This is a genomic window from Glycomyces arizonensis DSM 44726 (genome assembly GCF_000482705.1).
GTDB lineage: Bacteria > Actinomycetota > Actinomycetes > Mycobacteriales > Micromonosporaceae > Glycomyces > Glycomyces arizonensis.
The window spans coordinates 130992-151284 of the sequence record NZ_AXWO01000013.1 but is presented as its reverse complement, the minus strand read 5'-3'; the positions used below and the strand labels follow the sequence as shown (position 1 = coordinate 151284).

Genomic DNA, 20293 nt, shown 5'->3' with positions numbered 1-20293 from the left:
GCTCCTTCGGTGTCCAGCGATGATGGTAGTCGCCGCCGGACACCGAAGGTGATTACGGGCGCAGATCCCACGCTTCCAGGCGTCCGCACATGCCCCAGCGGCGGGCCGAAGCGCCCGCGTCGGACACGTGCGCGTCGCACAGGTGCGCCCCGTCGCCGCGGGTGAGCGCGTCGAGGTGGCGACCGGTGGTGTCGGCCTGTGCCTTGGGGCCGTGCTCCCAGAGCGGGCGCCAGGCGTCGACGCGGCCGGAGGCGAGCGCGGCGGCGGCCGTCCACAGCGGCTCCATCGCCCCCGCGCCTTCGGCCTTGACGCGGTCGCGCAGCTCCAGGTAGCCCTCGACGGCGAGGTCGCGGCGGCGGCGGGCGGCGGCCCCGCGCTCCTCATCGCTCAGGCCCTCGGCGCCGGGCGCGCCGGTGACGGCGGCGTAGGCCTCGGGATCGGCGAGCACCTCGGCGGGATAGGTGAGGACGGCGTCCCCGGCCTCGGGGATGCCGGCGTTCTGCATGACGACGGTGACCTCGAGGTCGCCCGAGACGTTGACGAGCCGGTGGACGGTCCCGGGCGTGAACCACAGGACGGTGCCGCGGGCCAGCTCGCGCCGCTCGTAGCCGTCGCCCGAGAGCGTCTCGACCGCGCCGGTGCCCCGCGTGACCACGTAGCCCTCGGTGGAGGCGGTGTGGAGGTGCGGGGAGCCGCCGGCCTGGCCGTCGACGGTGGGCCAGTCGTAGACGGTGACGATGGAGACGGCGGTGCCGCCGGGGAATCCGCTCACGGCTAGCCCAGCCCGGCCAGTTCGGCGCTGGCGGCCTCGGCGGCCTTGGCGGCGGCCTCGACGCCGATGTCGCCGTTGCAGACGGCGACGGCGTGGCGGAGGGTGACGGTCTGGCCCGGTTCCATCGGCAGCTCGGTGTCGAAGAACGCGGCCGGGCAGACCGCGGCGAACGGGGTGGTGCGGACGAACCACTTGACGGGGGCGCCGGGGTTCTCCGGGTGGTCGGTGAAGACGAGGGTGGAGGTCGCGTCGATCTCGTCGTGCTTGCCGCAGAAGGCCATCCAGTCGCCGCGCGTGCCCATGAGCTCGTCGCCGCCGGTGGCGTCGGCGGTGTAGACGCGGCCGCCGGTGAAGGACCGCGGTCCGCGCCAGAAGAAGCCGCCGTAGCCGGCGTTCTCACGGCCCTCGGTGGTGGGGCTGCCCATGACGACGACCTGGTCGGTGTCGTTGGTGAACGCGGTGGAGAACGAGAGGATCCAGGCGTCGTCGGAGGCGACGGTGACCGAGAAGGCGCGCTTCTCGGTGAAGAAGTGGCGCCCGTCCTGGGTGATCCACTCCAGGTCCTCGGCGGCGCGGACGGTGTCGCCGTCGGCTTCGAGCTCGGTGAAGTCGCGGTGGACCATCGAGCCGTCGTTCTTCTCGTCGACGTAGCCCTTGCCGCGCCTGAACGTCGCCCCGCCCCAGAAGTTCTCGGGCCCGCAGTTGGGCAGCGAGAGCGCGATGCCCTTGTGCCACACGTGGTCGTGGGGCCGGTAGAGGCTCACCTGGTGGCCGGCGAGGTCGCGGATCGGCTCGAAGTACGGCCGGGGGGACTCGAACTGCTCGTTGTCGGGGCGGTAGACGTAGCGCAGGAGCTCCAGATCGCCCGCGGCGATCGAGAGCGCGGTCTCATTGTCGTTGAGCTTCAACGTCATAGGTGTTCACTCCGATGTCTCGGTGGCGGGTCTGGGCGGTCACTTGCGGTCGGGCCAGGGGGTGCCGGACCCGTCCATGCGCTGGTAGAACGGCGAGGTGGGGTCGATGTCGCCGGCCCGGACGGGCCTGCCGGTGAAGGCGGAGGCGTAGATCGCGGTGATCAGTTCGAGGGTGCGGCGGGCGTCGTCGATGGTGACCGGCGGGGCGCCCTTGCCGTCGAGCGCGTCGGCGATGACGGCGAACTGCGCGCCGTGGCCCGAGGCGCGGCCCCGCGGCTCGCCGGCCCAGGCCTGGTTCACCTCGTCGGCGCAGTCGGGAAGCGGGGTGATCGTCCAGTTGTCGTCGCCGTAGCCGTAGAGGTGGTCGAGTTCGATGGTGGCGCAGTCGAAGTCGAGGCGGATCTGCGAGGTCTCGCGGGGGCTGAGGAGCGAGTTGGTGATGGAGACGCTCGCGCCGTTCTCGAGGGTGACGATGGCGTGGGAGACGTCCTCGGTGTTGGTGGCGCGGCGGTGCCGGTGGGCGGTGGCGACGACCTCGGACCAGGGGCCGACGATCGAGAGCAGGGTGTCGATCTGGTGGATGCCGTGGCCCATGGTGGGCCCGCCGCCCTCGGTCTCCCAGCGGCCGCGCCAGTCGACGGCGAAGTACGCCTCGGGGCGGTACCAGAGGGTGTCGCACTTGGCCACGGCCAGGGAGCCGAGCACGCCCGAGGAGAGCATGTTCCGCACGCGCTGGGCGGCGGAGCCGAAGCGGTGCTGGGAGATGACGGCGAAGTCGCCGGCGGAGGCGGCCGCGGCGGCGGCGATCCGGTCGAATTCGGCCAGGCTCAGCGCCGGGGGCTTCTCGCAGATGGCGCCCACGTCCGCCTTGAGGGCGGCGATGGCGCCGTCGGCGTGGAGTCCGGGGGGCGTGCACAGGTCGACGAGGTCGAGTTCCTCGGCGGCCAGGAGCTCCTCGATCGAGGCGTAGCCGCGCTCGACGCCGAAGGCGGTCTTGAACGCTTCGAGGCGCTCGGCGTCGGGGTCGACGGCGGCCACCAGCTCGATACGCCCGGCGAGATGGTCCCTGATGCTCTCGGCGTGCAGATGGGCGATGCCACCGGTGCCGACGACGGCAAGGCGGTAGGTGGAGGACACGAGGGCTCCTAATGTGATCTCTGTAAGCGTTTTCTTGGCGTTTACTGCATACTAACCGACTGTGGCTTCGGTCTCCAGACGGCGGGTGCCGAATTCGATGCGCCGCGGCTCGGTGACCTCGACTTCGAGGCTCCCGACGATGTCGTCGGCCGAGCGGGCCAGGCGCAGTTCGAGCGCGCCGGCCTCGACGATCCACTCGCCGTCGACGCCGATGAGCGCGGCCAGGTCGACGGGCATCGCGAAGTGCGCCTCGGCGGTCTCGCCGGCCCCGAGCCGGAGCTTGGCGAAGCCCACCAGGCGCTGGACGGGCCTGACGGTGGAGGCCACCGGGTCGTGCAGGTACAGCTGGACGACCTCGACGCCCGCCCTGGAGCCGGTGTTGCGCACCCGCACGGCGACCTTGACGACCCCGTCGGGGGCGACCTCGGCGCCCGAGCGCAGCTGGGGCTCGCCCCACTCGAAGCTGGTGTAGGACAGGCCGTGGCCGAAGTGGAACAGCGGTGTGGGGTCCACCGTGGAGACCTCGCTGCGGCGGGTCAGCTGGGGGCCGAGGTAGGTGGCGGGCGGCGAGTCGGCCCGCGCGGGGACGCCCACGGGCAGCCGGCCCTCGGGCTCGGCCGCGCCGGTGAGCACCTCGCTGATGGCGACGGCGCCCTCCTCGCCAGGCAGGAACGCCTGCACGATCGCGGCGGCTCCCGCGGCGGCATCGCCCAGCGCATACGGGCGCCCGGAGATCACGACGACGACGGTGGGCGTGCCGGTGGCGATGACCGCTGCGAGCAGTTCGGCCTGGCGGCCCGGCAGGGCGTGGCTGGGGGCGTCGCAGCCCTCGCCCGTGGTGCCGCGCCCGAACATGCCGGGGCGGTCGCCGACGGCGACGACCGCCAGCTCGGCACGGGCGGCGGCGTGCACCGCGGCCTCGATGTCGACGTCTTCGGCGTCCAGGACGGTGCCGCCCGCGACGTGCTCGATCTCGGCGCCGGGCAGGTCGGCGGCGAGCCGCTCGACGAGGGTGGGGACCTCGACGCCCAGGTCCACGTGCGGGTACCGGCTGTCGGGGCCGGGGGCCTCGGCGTCGGTGCGGCCGTGGTGGTTCGGGAAGGCGTAGCAGCCGAGCATGACCGCCTGGTCGCCGGCGACCGGGCCCACGACGGCGAGCCGCTTCGGCGACTGGAGCGGCAGGGTGCCGTCGTTGGCCAGCAGCACGATCGAGCGCCTGGCGCACTCGGCGGCCAGGGCGCGGGCCTCGGGCGGGTCGAAGTCGACCTCCGTGGGCGGCTCGGGCAGCTCGTCGAGCAGGCCCAGCTCGATCTTCTGGGTCAGGACGCGCTCGGCGGCGCGGTCGACGACGTCCTCCTCGACCGCGCCGGAGCGCACGGCTTCCAGCAGCGGCGATCCATAGCAGTCGACGTTGGGCAGCTCCACGTCGACGCCCGCGGACAGCGACAGGCTCGCCGCCGTAGAGCGGTCGGCGGCGACGCCGTGGAGCGAGTTGAGGAAGTTGACGCCGAAGTAGTCGGCGACGACGGTGCCCTCGAAGCCCCACTCCTCGCGGAGGATGCCGGTGAGCTGGCGGTGGTTGGCGTGGGAGGGGACGCCGTCGTTGGCGGCGTAGGAGGGCATGACCGAGCGGGCGCGGCCGATGCGCACGGCCATCTCGAACGGCGTCAGGTAGGTCTCGGCGATCTGGCGGGGGCCCATGTAGACCGGACCGAAGTTGCGGGCCGCGTGCGAGGCCGAGTACCCGGCGAAGTGCTTGAGGGTGGCCAGGACGCCGCCCTCCTGGAGCCCGGCGGCGTACGCGCCGCCGACGGTGCCGATGAGGTAGGGGTCCTCGCCGATGGTCTCCTCGGTGCGGCCCCAGCGGGAGTCGGCCACGACGTCGAGGACGGGCGCGAGTCCCTGATGGACGCCGACGCCGCGCATGGTCTCGCCGATCCGGCGGGCCACGGCGCGGATGAGGTCGGGGTCGAAGGTCGCGCCCCAGGCGAGCGCGGTGGGGAAGATGGTGGAGCCGTGCGCCATGAACCCCGTGAGGCACTCCTCGTGGACGAGCGCGGCGATGCCGAAGCGGTTGGAGCCCTTGATCTGCCGCTGGAGGCCCGCCAGGCGGGCGGCCCCCTTGGCGGGTTCGACGGGGGCCGAGCCGAAGGGACGGGTCAGCTGCCCCAGGCCGTGGGACATCGCCTCGTCCCCGTTGACGCCGCCGGTCTGCTCGCTCTGATGGGGGGCCATGTCGCCGGCGTCGGCATCGACGCCGCGCCACAGGCTCGCCAGCTGTGCGCATTTCTCCTCAAGCGTCATCCGCTTGACCAGACCGGCCGCGCGCTCGGCCGCAGGGGTGTCGGTGTCCATGCCACTCCGCTCAACGACCCGCGTAGTGCTACCTGGGGGCTACGTCGGGCCGATAGTTTCTGAAAATTTTCTGATCGATTTCGATACAGGTTTGCACACCATAACATTGATTACGCGGGACTTCTAGAACCCAATACCCTCTTAAATCCGACTTGCGAACGCCCAATCTCGCACTTCCGCGCCGAAAGTTTCGGACACCGTCCGAGCCCACCTGGTCTCCGCTATAGGATGTCGGCGGCTACCGTGGAAGGCATGGACACCGGGAGGACTCTTGACTGAAGCCGAACAAGGGCGGGTCACGATCCGCGCCATCGCGGACGAGGCCGGCGTCAGCGTGCCCACGGTCTCCCGCGTCATCAACGGCCGCTCCGACGTCGCCCCGGAGACCCGCAAACGCGTCGAGACGCTGCTGACCGAGCGCGGCTACCAGCGGCGCCGCTCCACGCGCACGTCCAACCGCAACGCCCGCCTCGTCGACCTCGTCTTCAACGAGCTCGACAGTCCCTGGGCCGTCGAGATCCTCCGCGGCGTCGAGGACGCGGCCCACGCCGCGGGCGTCGGCACCGTCGTCTCCGCGGTCCACCGCCGCCGCGCCTCCACCGAGCAGTGGCTCGAGAACCTGCGCACCCGCGCCTCCGACGGGGTCATCCTCGTCATCTCGCAGCTGTCCTCCCCCGTCCTGGAGCAGCTGCGGCACCTGCGCGTGCCCATGGTCGTCCTCGATCCGGCGGGCGGGCCCGCCATGGACGCCCCCACCATCGGCGCCACCAACTGGGCCGGGGGCCTGGCGGCCACCGAGCACCTCATCGGCCTGGGGCACCGCCGGATCGGATTCATCCACGGCCCCAAGCAGGTCCTGTGCTCCAGGGCCCGCTTCGACGGCTACCGGGCCGCGCTGGAGGCCGCCGAGCTCGAGTTCGACCCGGCCCTGGTCTACGACGGCGACTTCTACCACCAGTCGGGCTTCGACGCGGCCAAGGAGCTTCTGGGGCTCGACGACGCGCCCACGGCGATCTTCGCCTCCTCCGACCAGATGGCCTTCGGGGCCTACGAGGCGATCCGCCAGCGGGGCATGCGCATCCCCGAGCACGTCAGCGTCGTCGGCTTCGACGACCTGCCCGAGTCGCGCTGGACCTCGCCGCCGCTGACGACGGTGCGCCAGCCCCTCGCCGAGATGGGAGCGCTGGCAGCGCGGACCATCCTCGAGGTGGCCGCGGGCAACGACTTGGACACGCCGCGGCTGGAGCTGGCCACCGAGATGGTCGTGCGCGAGTCGACGGCCACGCCCATCCACTGAGGAGCGGTCAGGCGTTCGGGGCCCGATCGGTGCCCGCGCCGCGGCGGCGCACCTTGACCGCCTCGCGCACCGCCTCGGGGGCCTCGTCCAGGCCGAGCGGCACCATCCCGGCGTCGGCGATGAGCGCCAGGTCGTCCCTGGCGGCCTGCCCCTCGCTGGTCAGGTAGTCGCCCAGGAAGATCGAGTTGACGATCTGGAGGGCCAGGCCCTGCATGTGCCGCAGGTGGACCTCGCGTCCGGCGGCGAGGCGGACCTCGGCGGCCGGGTTGGCCAGCCGCACCATCGCCAGGATCCGCAGGCACCGGCGCGGGTGCAATTCCCACGTGCCCTCCAGCGGCGTGCCGTCGAAGGGCAGCAGGAAGTTCACCGGGATCGAGTCCGAGCCGAGCTCGCGCAGGCCCAGGGCGACCGACACCAGGTCGGCGTCGGACTCCCCCATGCCCGCGATGAGGCCCGAGCACGGCGACATGCCCGCCTCGCGCGCCGCGTGGACCGTGTCGAGGCGGTCGGCGAACGTGTGCGTCGAGCAGATCTCGGCGTAGGCGTCCTCGGAGGTGTTCAGGTTGTGGTTGTAGGCGTCGGCGCCCAGCTCGGCCAGGCGGGCGGCCTGGCCGTCTCCCAGCAGCCCGAGGCAGGCGCAGACCTCGACGCCCGGGCTGGCGCCCTTGACCGCGGCGATGGTCTTGCCCACCCGCTCGACGTCCATATCGGTCGGCCCGCGTCCACTGGCGACCAGGCACACGCGCGAGGCGCCGCCCGCGACCCCGGCCGCGGCCTGCTCGGCGGCCTCCTCAGGGGAGAGCCAGGTGTACTTCAGCACGTCGGCCTTCGAGCCGAGCCGCTGCGAGCAGTAGTTGCAGTCCTCGGGGCACAGCCCGCTCTTGAGGTTCACGAGGTAGTTGAGCTTGACTCGGTTCCCGAAGTGGCGGAAGCGGAGCCGGGCGGCGGCGGCCACGACGTCCATCAGCTCGGCGTCGGCGCTCGCGAGGACCGCTTCGAGGTCGGCCCCGTCCGGCGCCCGTCCGGCGTCGGCGGCTGCGGCGAGGCGGTCGAGGGCGTCGGTGACTGCTGGCATGGCAAGATCCTGCCACATCCGCGGGCGAAGGCGTTTTTCGGCCGTTTCCGGGCCCGCCGCGCCGAATCGTCGCTGAGATCACGCTCCGCCCTGTCGCTAATCGACAGAGCGGAGATGTTAAATTTAGTGTTGGTCGAAGGCGACAACCAAGTCGAGAAGGCCTTACCGCAGGGTATGCGGAATGTCAAGCCTGTGGAGTCCATGTGAGACCGGGCGTGCCCGGCCGTGGACCCGACGCCCGTGAGGGAAGGAAGCAGGAACCCGTCCGTAGCGTCGGCGCGAGCGCCGACCGAGCCGGGAGCTCCCGCAGCGATGCGGGAGAGGATGCCAGATTGGGTAGTCGGTGCTGATAGCGCGCGGCAGTCAAGGAAGTCGATGCCGCGCACCGAATCCTGAACCACCCTAGTTTCCGGAGAGAACCAACTGTGCCGATCGCACCAGGACAACCGGCGTTGATCGCCGTTGCCGTCGCCACCCTCTGGGCCCAGCCGTCGGCCCCCGGGCCCGAAGACCGGCTGGCGCTGGGCGTGCCGTCGGCCATCCGGGAATGGGTGGCGCGGCTCACCAACGACATCCGCGCCCACGGCCTCAAGGGCCGCGTCCGCACCCAGTGCCTGCTCGGCACCGAGGTCGAGGTCCTCCAGATCGAGGACCGCTGGGCGGAAGTGGCGTGTCCGATGCAGGAGACGTCCGGGTGGGTGCCGCTCGACCAGCTGGTCAACCCGGCCGAGAGCGACGCCGCGGGCGATGAGCACCTGGTGAGCGCCACGGCCACGGCCATCCGCGACGAACCGGGCGGCGACGTCGCCATCCCGGGCGTGACGCTCGGGACGCGGCTGCGCGTGGTCGGCCCCGGGTACCGCGGCTGGGTGCCGGTGGCGCTGCCGGGCCCGCAGCAGCCCGGCTGGGTGCCCCAGCGGGACCTCACCGCCGAGCCGGTCGGCGAGGACGGACCGCGGGACACCGGCGCGATCGCCGGCGGCCTGGACGCGGTGAAGCTCGCCCAGCAGCTGCTGGAGGTCCCCTACCTGCACGGCGGCATCAGCGCCTACGGCATCGACGCGCCCGGCCTGGTGTGGATCGTCCACCGCCAGCTCGGCCTCGACACGCCGCGGTCGGGCGCTCGGCTCGTCGAGACCGGCGAACCGCTCGAATTCGACGACGTCCTGCCCGGTGACCTGGTGTTCCTCGAACACGGAGGCGACCCGCACATGCCGGCCATCGTGGCCGAGCGCGTGCGGGCCGACCTCCCCGAGGTGATCTTCTCCTCGCCGGTCTACGGCAAGGTCGTGATCGAGTCGCTCAAGGACTCCGAGCTGGGCAAGATCACTGCTTGCCGGCGTCTGCCCTCTCGGGCTCCTCGGCCGTGACGTCCTCCGCCATGCCCTGAGGCGTGGCGGACGCGTTGGCCTCGGCGAACAGCTGCTTCCACGTCTTGCCCTCCCGGCGCAGGAGCACCCAGTTCACCACTACGACCGCGGTCAGCACGCCGACGATGACGCATAGGGAGAGCAGGGTGTGGATGTGCGGGAGGCCGTGGATCGGCTCGCCGCCGTTGATGAACGACGCCTGGTTCTCGGCCAGGGCGTGGATGATGAGCTTGACGCCGATCCACCCGAGGATCACGGCCAGGCCCACCGAGAGGAACTTCAGCGACTGCAGCAGGGCCGCCAGCAGGAAGTACAGCTGGCGCAGGCCCATCAGCGCGAAGACGGTGGCGGTCCACACCAGGTAGGGCTCCTGGGTGAGCCCGAAGATGGCCGGGATCGAGTCGAGGGCGAACAGGATGTCGGTCGAGCCGATGGTGAGCATGGCCAGCAGCAGCGGGGTCACGTAGCGGACGCCGCCCCGGCGGGTGGTGAGCCGTCCGCCGTCGTAGTCGGGGCTGACGCGCAGGCGGCGCTCGGCCATGCGTATGAACCGGTTGGGCTCGTATTCCTCATCGTCGCCGCCCCCGCGGAGCTGGCCCCAGGCCGTCCAGATGAGGATCGCGCCGAAGATGAGGAACGTCCAGCTGAAGCGCTCGATCAGGACCGAGCCGACCGCGATGAACCCGCCGCGCAGGACGATCGACAGGGCGATCCCGACCAGCAGCACGCGCGACTGGAGCCGCTCGGGCACCCGGAACGCGGAGATGATGATCAGGAACACGAAGAGGTTGTCCACCGACAGCGACAGTTCGGTGAGGTAGCCGGCGAAGAACTGGCTGCCGTAATCGCCGCCCTGCGTGATGAAGATGCCGACCCCGAACAGGGCCGCGAGCGCCATGTAGACGCCGGCCCAGCTCGCCGCCTCCTTCATGCTGAGACGGTGCGGGTTCCGCACCGCCAAGGCGAGGTCGAAGAGGATGACGGCGGCCATGGCCGCGATCGTCACAGCCCAGACCCATGCGGGGAGCTCCAATGTGTTGCCTTCCCTGTATTCGGAGGGTCACATGGTCTCTCCCAGTCCTTGCGGACCAGCGCCACCGGAGACCGTTGGCGGTCTCGTGCATTGACGACGACGCTAACAACGCTGCGATACGTTGCGGGATACTCCCCATATACCGATTTTGGTTTGCCGGGGCCTATTATGCACGGGGAAATCTGACGTGTCACCAGTCGGATATGTGACATGTCTCTCGACTGAACGTCTGATTCACTGGAAGATCGCGTCCCTGTGCGAGGCTCCGGTCGTGGTTCTCGAAGTCGCTGAAATCAGCATCACCCCCGGCCAGGAGGCCGCCTTCATTCAAGCCTACCGCGAGGCCAGGAAGCACGTCGCCGTCTCGCCCGGCCTGCGCTCGATGCGCATGACCCAGGGCGTCGAATCGCCGAGCCGGTTCGTGCTCATCATCGAGTGGGACTCGGTCGAGGCCCACGAGCAGGGCTTCCGTGAGACCGAGCGCTTCGGCGCCTGGCGCGAGGCCATCGGCCCGCACTTCGCGAAGCCCCCGTTCGTGGAGCACTTTGCAGACGTCGACTAGTCGTGTGATGGTGGGCGGGCCTCGGCTTGGCCGGCCTCGTCCCGCCCACCATGTTCGGTTGTGCGCGCCATCTGGTGGAGGTGCCGCGCCGCGGGTGCCACCCCGCGTCGCGATCTTTCGGCGGTCCGCGCGGTCCCCATCAACCGCCTTACCTACACCAAAACTGAGCCCAGCGTTTCATAGGAAGTCAAGACCTTCAAGGAAAAGTTTTTGGCCTGTGGATAACTTCAGTCCGGCCGGTGCTGTTCGCATTTGAAACCGGTGCTCTCGGGCCGGTGGACGGTCACCGGCCCGAATTCGCGGCGAGGGCGCTGCCGTGGCAGGACGGATCCTAAGCGCCGGCCTCGTCGAGCTGGCGGAGTTCTCGCTTCAGGTCGGCGATCTCGTCGCGGTAGGCCGCGGCCAGCTCGAACCTGAGCTCCCTGGCGGCGGCGAGCATCTGGTCGTTGCGCTCGTCGATCTGCCGGACGATCTCGGAGCGGACCTTCGCCGTGCCCTGCTCGGCCTTCGCCCCCGCGCGCTCGGGCCGGGCCTCCTTGACGAAGTCCTCGGTCTGGGCCGCGGTGTCGTAGAGGTCCTCCATGATGTCGGCGATGCGCTTGCGCAGCGGCTGCGGGTCGATCCCGCGCTCGCGGTTGTACGCCACCTGCTTCTCGCGGCGGCGGTCCGTCTCGTCCAGGGCCGCCTTCATCGAGTCGGTGAGGTGGTCGGCGTACATGAGCACCGTGCCCGAGACGTTCCGCGCCGCGCGCCCGATCGTCTGGATCAGCGAGGTGGACGACCGCAGGAAGCCCTCCTTGTCGGCGTCCAGGATCGCCACGAGCGACACCTCCGGCAGGTCGAGGCCCTCACGCAGGAGGTTGATGCCGACCAGGACGTCGAAGTCGCCGCGCCGCAGCTCGCCCAGGAGCTCCACGCGCCGCAGCGTCTCGACCTCCGAGTGCAGGTACTGCACGCGGATCCCGTTGTCGAGGAAGTAGTCGGTGAGGTCCTCGGCCATCTTCTTGGTCAGCGTGGTCACCAGGACCCGCTCGTCCTTGGCCGCGCGCTCGCGGATCTCGTGCATCAGGTCGTCGATCTGGCCCTGCGTCGGCCGCACCTCCACCTGCGGGTCGACCAGGCCGGTGGGGCGGATGACCTGCTCGACGAACTCGCCGCCGGCCTGCTTGAGCTCCCACGGGCCCGGCGTCGCCGAGAGGTAGACCGTCTGGCCGACGCGCTCGCGGAACTCCTCGAAGCGCAGCGGCCGGTTGTCCTGGGCGCTGGGCAGCCGGAAGCCGTGCTCGACCAGGTTGCGCTTGCGCGAGGCATCGCCCTCGGACATCGCGCCGATCTGCGGGACGGTCTGGTGGGACTCGTCGAGGATCGTCACGAAGTCCGAGGGGAAGTAGTCCAGCAGCGTGTGGGGCGGCGTGCCGGCGGCGCGGCCGTCGATGTGCCGCGAGTAGTTCTCGATGCCGTTGCACGTCCCGGTCTGCTTCATGTTCTCCAGGTCGAAGACGGTGCGCATGCGCAGCCGCTGGGCCTCCAGGAGCTTGCCCTGGGACTCCAGCTCGGCCAGGCGCTGTTCGAGTTCGACCTCGATGTCGCCGATGGCTCGGGCCATGCGTTCGTCACCGGTGGCGTAGTGCGAGCCGGGGAAGATCAGGACCCGGTCGACCTCGCGGATGACCTCGCCGGTGATCGGGTGCAGGTAGTAGAGCCGGTCGATCTCGTCGCCGAACATCTCGATGCGGATCGCCAGCTCCTCGTAGGCCGGGATGATCTCGATCGTGTCGCCCCTGACGCGGAACGTGCCGCGGGTGAAGGCGATGTCGTTGCGCGCGTATTGGACGTCGACCAGGCGCCGCAGCAGCTTGTCGCGGTCCCATTCCTGGCCGACGGCGACCTCGGTGGCCTGCTCGAGGTACTCGGCGGGCGTGGCCAGGCCGTAGATCGCCGAGACCGTGGCGACCACGACGACGTCGCGCCTGGTCAGCAGCGAGTAGGTGGCGCGGTGGCGCAGCCGCTCGACCTCCTCGTTGATCGAGGCGTCCTTCTCGATGTAGGTGTCGGTCTGCGCGACGTACGCCTCTGGCTGGTAGTAGTCGTAGTAGGAGACGTAGTACTCGACCGCGTTGTTCGGCAGGAGCTCCCTGAACTCCTTGGCCAGCTGCGCGGCCAGCGTCTTGTTGTGGGCCATGACCAGCGCGGGCCGCTGGAGCTTCTCGATCAGCCATGCCGAGGTGGCCGATTTTCCGGTGCCCGTGGCGCCCAGCAGCACCACGTCGCGCTCGTCGGCGTCGATGCGCTCGGCCAGTTCCGCGATGGCCGTCGGCTGGTCGCCGGCCGGTTCGTACTCGCTGACGACGGTGAAGCGCCCTTCGGCGCGGGGAATGTCGAATGCCACGAGCCAACGGTAGCCCGGACCCCCGACAGCAACGGTGCTCGCCGGTGACTTTTCGGGCCCTGGCTCGTTGGACCCTCCGTGAGCACCACTAGACGAAATGACGGCGCGGCGGGCGCGGCGCCGTGGAAATCCGCCCTCCCCTGGGTCATGGCCATCATCGTCGCGATCGGCGCCGTCGGCTGGTTCGCCGTCTCGTGCGGGGCCGACCGCGCCAGTGCCGAGCGCCCCGTCACCGAGGAGGAGGCCGCGGCGCTGGCCGAGCTGCGCTACCGCAACCACTCCGCCGACCCCGTGGCGGTGCGGATGCGCCTGCCCGCCGAGGACGGCGCGGTCATGGTGGACGGCTTCCTCGACTGGGGCGTCCCGCTGCTGTACGCGCGCGTGCCGGGCGCCGAGGACGGGCACCTGCTGGTCCAGGCGGTGCCGGGCCTGGTGGCCACGCACGCCGACGACGAGGCGTTCGATGCGGTGCGGGTGCCGTCCTCGGAGTGGACGCCGCGCCAGATGCTGACCGACGGCGGACCGCAGGCCGAGGCGATGTTCGACATCCTGGTCTCCTCGCTGTTCACGCTGACCGCCGAGGCCGAAGACGACCCCGCCTATCTGGCCGAGCACGCGATGTGGCGGGAGGAGGGCGTCATCGACGGCGAGCCGGTCGACACGTTCCGCGCCCCGATCATGGCCGCCTCGAGCGAGACGTCGGCCGAGGTCCCCGAGGCCCTGTACTCGCTGGACGGGCAGGGCGACATCCGGCGCTTCCAGGTCAACATCGGCGGCTCGGCGCTGGCGACGGTGGACTTCCTGCGGGAGGTCGACTTCGACGCCTCGGCCTTGGAGCCGATCGACATGCTCGGCGGCCCGGCGGTCGCCCCAGCGAAGGTCAGCGAGGACCTGGCGAGGACGATCGCGCACGTCAGGTCGGCGAACTGGTCGAAGTCGGCGACGGTCGAGATGACGGTGCCGATCGCCGACGGCGAGGTGGCGCGCGGGCATGGCTCCATCGACTGGCGCACGATGACGGCGTACCTGAGCATCGAGGACGCCGACGGGTATCACCTGCTGCTGGCGATGCCGGACGGCTTGGCGACCGTCGGCACCGACTCGTCCGAGCTGCCCGAGTCGCCGCCGGATGAGGGCTGGGAGGCGCACGCGCTCGACGACGAGGCGGTCGCGGAGCATTTCGGGCCGGTGGAGACGCTGACGTACCGGCTGCTGGAGATGAGCGCCGAGGAGGCCGCGGACGCGGACGAGATGGCCGAGGAGGCCTCGCAGCTGCGCGTCGAGGAGGTCGACGGGGAGACGACGCACGTCGTGGAGTTCCCGGTGGCCGGTGACGCCGAGGCGTCGACCGGGGAGTCGGCGTTCCGCTACCACATCACCGGCGAGCGGCTGTCCGAGGTCGAGATGATGACCGCGTTCGGGGTGGGGAGCGCCGAGCTGGAGTACGAGGACTATCCGATGGTGGCGATCCCGTGGACGGTCAACGAGGCGATCAGCCGCCACGGCGGCTGATGCGCGGTGGCCCCGGCCGTTCGGCCGGGGCCACCGCCGCGTCTGAGCTGCTTGACGGACCGGGCTTCTTAACAGACCGGGGCTGCTTAACCGCCCGGGCCGCTCAGCAGACCGGCGGGTGCCAGCCGACCGCCTGGGCCCACTTGTTGGCGCGCGGCCAGGCCTCGTGCTCGAACCAGGGCTCCTTGGCGTGGCCGTAGGCCGTGGCGGAGTCGACCTTGGCGGCGAGCACGCCCTTCTCCTGGGCGTAGTCGGCCCTGGCCTGCGGCACCGCGCGCAGCCAGTCCCGGAAGAGCAGCGCGAACCGCTGGCCGGGGCTGTCGATCGGCCGGAAGTGGAGGTGGGCGAGGTTGCCCGGGTCGGCGTAGCCGTACAGGCGCTTCTCCCATTCGGCGGTGTCGGGATGCTCCGGTTTGGGCTCGTCGAACTCGATGCGGCCGAAGAACCCGGCCTCGCCGAGCGCCTGCTCGAGCATGTCGACGGCCTTGAGGGTCACGACGGTGACCTGGATGTCGATGACGTCCTTGGCGGGCAGGCCGGCGACGGCCGTGGAGCCGACGTGGTCGATGCGGACCGCGCTGGGGCCCATGACGCGGCGCAATCGCGCGGCGAGGTGCTCGAAGCGCCTGGGCCAGGCCGGGTCGGACTCGACGAACTGGAGCTTCTCGGGGCGCTTCTCCTTGGTGCCGAGGCGGAGGTTGTCCGCGAAGGGGAGGATGCGCTCCTCCCACAGCATCGTGACGCGCCGTTCGATGTCGGACAGGCCGTCGCGGTTGTGGAGGACGACGTCGCAGGCCTCGCGGCGCTCGGCGTCGCTGGCTTGGGCGTCGATGCGTCTGGCGGCGTCGGCGCGGTCCATGCCGCGGGCGACGAGCCGTTCGAGCCGGAGCTCTCGCGGCGCTTCCACGTCGATGGTGAGGTGGAAGTTCGGTGCCCCGCCGGTCTCGGCCAGCAGGGGGATGTCCTGGACGACGATGGCGTCGTCCGCTTGGGTGGCGGTGAGCTCTCGGGCTCTCTGGCGGACTCGCGGGTGGATGATCGCTTCGAGTTCGGCGCGGGCATGCGCGTCGTTGAAGACGATTCCGGCGAGTCGGGCACGGTCGAGGGCGCCTTCGGCGTCGAGGACGCCGGGGCCGAAACGGGAGACGACCGCGGCGAGGCCGTCGGTGTCCGGGGCGACGACGGCTCGGGCGAGAGCGTCGGCGTCGATGACGTAAGCCCCCAGCTGGGCGAGCTTCGCCGCGACCGTGCTTTTACCGGCTCCGATACCACCGGTCAATGCGACTTTAAGCACATCTAAAACACTACCCGCCCCAAGCGAACCGCTTGGGACGGGTAGTGGTCTTTCAGCTTAACGGGCTACTGGTCTCCGGCGAGCTTCTGGCGCAGTGCGGCGAGGGCCTCGTCGGTGGCCAGCGTCCCCGAGGGCTCGGCCGGGGCCGACTTCTTCTCGGTGGACTGCTTCTTCCCGCCCTTGTCGCCCTTCGGGGCGGCTTCGCCCTCGGCGGGCTTGGCGGGCGCCTCGGTGATGACGCGCTCGGCGATCTGCTTGCCGTGCTCCTCCCACCGGGTGCGGGCCTCGGCGTACTGGCGCTCCCACTCCTCGCGGGCCTCGTCGTAGCCTTCCATCCACTCGCCGGTCTCCGAGTCGAAGCCCTCCGGGTAGATGTAGTTGCCCTGGTCGTCGTACTGGGCGGCCATGCCGTACAGCGTCGGGTCGAACTGCTCCTCGTTCTCGACGAAGGCCTCGTTGGCCTGCTTGAGCGAGAGCGAGATCCGGCGGCGGTCCAGGTCGATGTCGATGACCTTGACCATGGCGTCGGAGCCGACCTTGACGACCTGCTCGGGCACCTCCACGTGGCGCTCGGCCAGCTCGGAGATGTGCACCAGGCCCTCGATGCCGTCCTCGACGCGGACGAACGCGCCGAACGGGACGAGCTTGGTGACCTTGCCCGGCACGATCTGGCCGATCGCGTGGGTGCGGGCGAACTGGCGCCACGGGTCTTCCTGGGTGGCCTTCAGCGACAGGGAGACGCGCTCGCGCTCCAGGTCGACCTCGAGCACCTCGACCTCGACCGGCTGGCCGACCTCGACGACCTCGCTCGGGTGGTCGATGTGCTTCCAGGACAGCTCGGAGACGTGGACGAGGCCGTCGACGCCGCCGAGGTCGACGAAGGCGCCGAAGTTGACGATCGAGGAGACCGTGCCCTTGCGGACCTGGCCCTTGGCGAGCTGGTGCAGGAACTCGGTGCGGACCTCGGACTGGGTCTGCTCCAGCCAGGCGCGACGCGACAGGACCACGTTGTTGCGGTTCTTGTCGAGCTCGATGATCTTGGCTTCGAGCTCGCGGCCGACGTACGGCTGGAGGTCGCGCACGCGGCGCATCTCCACCAGCGAGGCCGGCAGGAAGCCGCGCAGCCCGATGTCGAGGATGAGACCGCCCTTGACCACTTCGATGACCGAGCCGCGGACGACGCCGTCCTCGTCCTTGATCTTCTCGATCGTGCCCCAGGCGCGCTCGTACTGGGCGCGCTTCTTGGAGAGGATCAGGCGGCCTTCCTTGTCCTCCTTCTGGAGGACGAGGGCCTCAACGTGATCGCCCACAGCGACGACGTCTTCCGGGTCCACGTCGTGTTTGATCGACAGCTCGCGCGAGGGGATGACGCCCTCGGTCTTGTAGCCGATGTCGAGCAGGACTTCGTCCCGGTCGACCTTGACGACGGTACCTTCGACGATATCGCCGTCGTTGAAGTATTTGATGGTCGCGTCGATCGCGGCAAGGAGATCCTCGTCAGAGGCGAATTCGTCGACCGTGGTGCTGTTCTCAGCGTTGCTCGAGGTGGCCTCGATGCTGCTCGTCATGTGGGCTGGTGCTCCGGATACGTTCAGATTCGTCAGCTCGCGCTCGCGTCCCGTTCACGGCTCCCCAGGTGTGGCCGTGCGGTGCGAGACGCGGATGCTCGCAGTTACGTTCGCCAGGCCGTCCTGCCGTCGCCGGCTCGTGCCCTGCTCCCTTCTGAGGACACGGACATACCTGGGCCAATCCAGATTACCGTGCGCGATAATTCCGCGCCAGTCCGGGCTGGTACTGGTGTTGATCGACACCGCGAACGGTGAGCGGCGGCGCACACGCCTAGTGCGCGGCCGCCTCCCAGGAGTCGCCGAATCCGGCCGAGACGGTGAGCGGGACGGCGAGCTCGGCCGCGCCGGACATCTGCTCGCGCACGAGATGCTCGAGCCGGTCGGCCTCGCCGGGGGCGACCTCGCAGACCAGCTCGTCGTGGACCTGGAGGAGCACGCGGGAGTCCATCTTCGCCTCGCGCAGCGCCCGGTCGACGCCGAGCATCGCGGCCTTCATGATGTCGGCGGCGCTGCCCTGGATCGGGGCGTTGAGCGCGGCACGCTCGGCCATCTCGCGCCGCTGCCGGTTGTCGGAGGCCAGGTCCGGGAAGTAGCGGCGCCGGCCCATGATCGTCTCGGTGTAGCCGGTCTTGCGGGCCTGCTCGACGACGGTGTGGAGGTAGGTGCGGACCTTGCCGAAGCGGTCGAAGTACTCGTTCGACAGCTGCTGGGCCTCCTCGGCGGAGACGCCGAGCTGCTGGCTGAGCCCGTACGTGGACAGGCCGTAGGCGAGGCCGTACGACATGGCCTTGATCTTGCGGCGGTGCTCGGCGGTGACCTGCGAGGGCGCGACGGCGAAGACCTTCGCGGCGACGACGCGGTGGACGTCCTCACCGGATTTGAAGGCGTCGATGAGCACCTCGTCGCCGGTGAGGCTGGCCATGATGCGCATCTCGATCTGGCTGTAGTCCATGGTCATCAGGGATTCGAAGCCGCCCGAGACGACGAATCCGGCCCGGATGTCGCGCCCGGCGCCCGAGCGCACGGGGATGTTCTGCAGGTTCGGGTCGGACGAGGACAGGCGCCCGGTGGCGGCCACGGTCTGGTGGAACGTGGTGTGGATGCGTCCGTCGGTCTGGATGGTGGCGCGCAGGGTGGCGACGATCTGCTTGAGCTTCTCGACGTCGCGGAACCGCAGCAGCTGCTCCAGCAGCGGGTGCTGCGTCTTGGCATAGAGCTGCTGAAGCGCTTCGGCGTTGGTGGTGTAGCCGGTCTTGGTGCGCTTGGTCTTGGGCATCTTCAGCTCGTCGAAGAGGATCTCCTGGAGCTGCTTGGGCGAGCCGACGTTGAACTGGCGGCCGACGGTCTCGTGGGCGGCGTCGGTGGCGTCCTTCGACTGGGCCGCGAAGCTCGCCTCGATGTCGGCGAAGTGGCCCTCGTCGGCGGCGATGCCGGTGATCTCCATGCGGGCCAGGACGCCGGTGAGCGGGTACTCCATCTCCTCGGCGAGGCGGGCCTGGCGGCGTTCGGCGAGGCGCTCGGCCTGGGTGGAGGCGAGGGCGGCGACGGCGCTGGCGGCGGCGCAGTCCGCCTCGAAGCGGGACGTGTCGTCGGCCATGGCCGCGTCCAGTCCGACGAGGGTGCCCTCGCTGTGCTCCTGCGCGGTGGTGTCGAGCTCGCGCCCGAGGTACTGCATGGCGAGGTCGCCGAGGGCGTAGGTGCGCTGCTCGGGCTTCAAGAGGTAGGCGGCGATGACGGTGTCGGCCTTCAGTCCGGCGGGCTCGGGCCATCCGGCGGCGTCGGCGCCCCAGTTGAAGCCCTTCGCGTCGTGGACGATCTTGCCCCGCTTCGCGTCGGCGAGCCAGTCGGTCCAGGACCGCTCGTCCTCGGCGTCGAGCTGGGCGGGGTCGAACCAGAGCGCCTCGCCGCCCTCGGCCAGCGCGATCGAGTCGAACGAGCCGGCGCCGGAGGCGAAGGCGCCGGTGTAGGCGATCGCGACGTCGCCTTCGCGGGAGCGCAGCCAGGCGGCCATGCCGCCGGGTTCGAGCCGGGAGGCGTGGACGTGGTCGACCTCGGCCTCGACCGGGGCCGCGCCGCCGAGGGCCCGGTCGCCGAGGCTGGTGTTGATCCGCTCGCCGAGGGTGCGGAACTGGAGGGCGTCGAACAGCCGGTTGGTCTCCTCGACCGACCAGCCCTCCCAGGCGAGGCCGTCGACGTCCCGGGGCAGGTCCAGGTCGCAGACGAGGCCGTTGAGCCGGTGGTTGCGCAGGACGTCGTCGAGGTGGTCGCGCAGGCTCTGTCCGGCCTTGCCGCCGATCTCGTCGGCCTTCGCGACCAGGCCGTCGAGGGAGCCGTACTTGGCGATCCACTTCGCGGCGGTCTTGGGGCCGACGCCGGGGACGCCGGGCAGGTTGTCGGACTTCTCCCCCACCAGCGCGGCGAGGTCGCGGTAGCGGCCGGGAGCGACGCCGTACTTCTCCTCGATGAGCTCGGGGGTGTAGCGGGCGAGGTCGGTGACGCCTTTCACCGGGTAGAGCAGCGTGACTGCCTTGTTGACGAGCTGGATGGCGTCGCGGTCGCCCGAGGAGATCAGGGTGTGCAGGCCGGCCGCCTCGCCCTGGGTGGCGAGGGTGGCGATGATGTCGTCGGCCTCGTAGCGCTCCTTGCTGAGCCAGGCGATGCCGAGCGCGTCGAGCAGTTCCTGGATGATCGGGATCTGGCTCTTGAACTCTTCGGGGGTCTCGGCCCGGCCGTCCTTGTACTCGGCGTACTCCTCGGTGCGGAAGGACCGGCGGGAGACGTCGAAGGCCACGGCGATGTGCGTCGGCTTCTCGTCCCTGAGCAGGTTGATGAGCATGGACGCGAAGCCGTAGACGGCGTTGGTCACCTGGCCGTCCTCGGTCGAGAACTTCTCGGCGGGGAGCGCGAAGAAGGCGCGGTAGGCCATTGAGTGGCCATCGATCAGCAGCAGGCGGGATTGCGAAGCGGTCACGCCTCAGAGCCTATCGAGTGGCTCCGACAAGTCCGGTGCAAGCC

At 70.4% G+C, this 20293-nt stretch carries 14 protein-coding genes; 4 read left to right on the top strand and 10 right to left on the bottom strand.

Going from position 1 to position 20293, the window contains the following annotated elements:
* Positions 1–52 precede the first annotated feature (52 nt).
* The 4 genes from H613_RS0110940 to H613_RS25935 are packed head-to-tail and all read right to left on the bottom strand — an operon-like array spanning position 53 to position 5178.
* Positions 53–772: a cupin domain-containing protein gene (locus tag H613_RS0110940; protein ID WP_026923823.1), complete on the bottom strand. Its 720-nt coding sequence runs from the start codon at positions 770–772 to the stop codon at positions 53–55.
* Positions 773–774: 2 nt separating this feature from the next.
* On the bottom strand, positions 775–1686 hold the full coding sequence (locus H613_RS25940; RefSeq protein ID WP_035737576.1) for a DUF6807 domain-containing protein: 912 nt from the start codon (positions 1684–1686) through the stop codon (positions 775–777).
* Between the two features lie 39 nt (positions 1687–1725).
* Positions 1726–2823 carry a Gfo/Idh/MocA family protein gene (locus tag H613_RS0110930; protein WP_211234776.1) on the bottom strand — a complete coding sequence of 366 codons (1098 nt, stop codon included), beginning with the start codon at positions 2821–2823 and terminating at the stop codon, positions 1726–1728.
* A 51-nt stretch (positions 2824–2874) separates the two neighbouring features.
* The gene (locus tag H613_RS25935) at positions 2875–5178 is read right to left on the bottom strand and encodes a beta-glucosidase family protein (RefSeq protein ID WP_051393235.1); all 2304 of its coding nucleotides are present in this window, start codon (positions 5176–5178) and stop codon (positions 2875–2877) included.
* Positions 5179–5449: 271 nt separating this feature from the next.
* Here H613_RS25935 and H613_RS0110920 point away from each other — a divergent pair, with 271 nt between their 5' ends.
* The gene (locus H613_RS0110920; protein WP_026923821.1) at positions 5450–6475 is read left to right on the top strand and encodes a LacI family DNA-binding transcriptional regulator; all 1026 of its coding nucleotides are present in this window, start codon (positions 5450–5452) and stop codon (positions 6473–6475) included.
* A gap of 7 nt (positions 6476–6482) precedes the next feature.
* Here the strand turns inward: H613_RS0110920 and bioB are convergent, their stop codons facing one another.
* A complete protein-coding gene (gene bioB / locus H613_RS0110915) occupies positions 6483–7550 on the bottom strand; it encodes a biotin synthase BioB (protein WP_026923820.1) in 1068 nt (355 codons plus the stop codon).
* Positions 7551–8002: 452 nt separating this feature from the next.
* Here bioB and H613_RS0110910 point away from each other — a divergent pair, with 452 nt between their 5' ends.
* A complete protein-coding gene (locus H613_RS0110910) occupies positions 8003–8920 on the top strand; it encodes a C40 family peptidase (RefSeq protein ID WP_026923819.1) in 918 nt (305 codons plus the stop codon).
* On the opposite strand, the gene H613_RS25930 is transcribed toward H613_RS0110910, so the two are convergent.
* On the bottom strand, positions 8877–9953 hold the full coding sequence (locus H613_RS25930; RefSeq protein WP_084546530.1) for a TerC family protein: 1077 nt from the start codon (positions 9951–9953) through the stop codon (positions 8877–8879). The two genes, H613_RS0110910 and H613_RS25930, sit on opposite strands and share 44 nt — an antisense overlap.
* 271 nt (positions 9954–10224) lie before the next feature.
* Here H613_RS25930 and H613_RS0110900 point away from each other — a divergent pair, with 271 nt between their 5' ends.
* Positions 10225–10515 (top strand): antibiotic biosynthesis monooxygenase family protein, encoded by a 291-nt coding sequence (locus H613_RS0110900; protein WP_026923818.1) that lies wholly within the window; start codon positions 10225–10227, stop codon positions 10513–10515.
* 331 nt (positions 10516–10846) lie between these two features.
* Here the strand turns inward: H613_RS0110900 and uvrB are convergent, their stop codons facing one another.
* A complete protein-coding gene (gene uvrB / locus H613_RS0110895; RefSeq protein ID WP_026923817.1) occupies positions 10847–12904 on the bottom strand; it encodes an excinuclease ABC subunit UvrB in 2058 nt (685 codons plus the stop codon).
* A gap of 78 nt (positions 12905–12982) precedes the next feature.
* Here uvrB and H613_RS32055 point away from each other — a divergent pair, with 78 nt between their 5' ends.
* Entirely contained in the window at positions 12983–14416 is a 1434-nt protein-coding gene (locus H613_RS32055; protein ID WP_156925960.1) for a hypothetical protein, read from the top strand.
* Positions 14417–14519: 103 nt separating this feature from the next.
* On the opposite strand, the gene coaE is transcribed toward H613_RS32055, so the two are convergent.
* The 3 genes from coaE to polA form a co-directional block, all read right to left on the bottom strand.
* Positions 14520–15710, bottom strand: coding sequence for a dephospho-CoA kinase (gene coaE / locus H613_RS0110885; RefSeq protein ID WP_026923815.1), 1191 nt, complete (start codon positions 15708–15710; stop codon positions 14520–14522).
* Between the two features lie 65 nt (positions 15711–15775).
* Positions 15776–17278: a 30S ribosomal protein S1 gene (gene rpsA, locus H613_RS0110880; protein WP_026923814.1), complete on the bottom strand. Its 1503-nt coding sequence runs from the start codon at positions 17276–17278 to the stop codon at positions 15776–15778.
* 271 nt (positions 17279–17549) lie between these two features.
* Positions 17550–20249, bottom strand: coding sequence for a DNA polymerase I (gene polA, locus H613_RS0110875; protein ID WP_026923813.1), 2700 nt, complete (start codon positions 20247–20249; stop codon positions 17550–17552).
* Positions 20250–20293 lie beyond the last annotated feature (44 nt).